Genomic DNA, 254 nt, shown 5'->3' on the forward strand with positions numbered 1-254 from the left:
AGCGGGCCGACCCGCCTGGCCACAGTCCATCCCCAGACGAGATCACGGCGCCAGAGAAGCGTCGAAAACAGCAGGATCGTGTTGGTCCAGCCGGCGGCGGCTACCGCGGACGCGATGCCGCGCTCGGCGATCAGCGGGAAAAGCGAGATCGCCAGCCCCGAATTGATGACGACCGAAATCATCGTGAAGCGCATCGGCGTCTTCGTATCCTCGCGAGCGTAAAAACCCGGCTGCAGCGCCTTGATCAGCACGAA

The 254-nt window shown here is 63.8% G+C and carries 1 protein-coding gene; it reads right to left on the reverse strand.

The annotated features are described in order from the left end of the window. Nucleotides 1-254 (reverse strand): lipid II flippase MurJ (locus KVS69_RS19940; protein ID WP_302675397.1); only part of this gene is annotated, 254 nt, incomplete at both ends.

Source organism: Stenotrophomonas sp. GbtcB23, assembly GCF_019091045.1.
In the GTDB taxonomy this organism is placed as follows: domain Bacteria; phylum Pseudomonadota; class Gammaproteobacteria; order Xanthomonadales; family Xanthomonadaceae; genus Stenotrophomonas; species Stenotrophomonas rhizophila_A.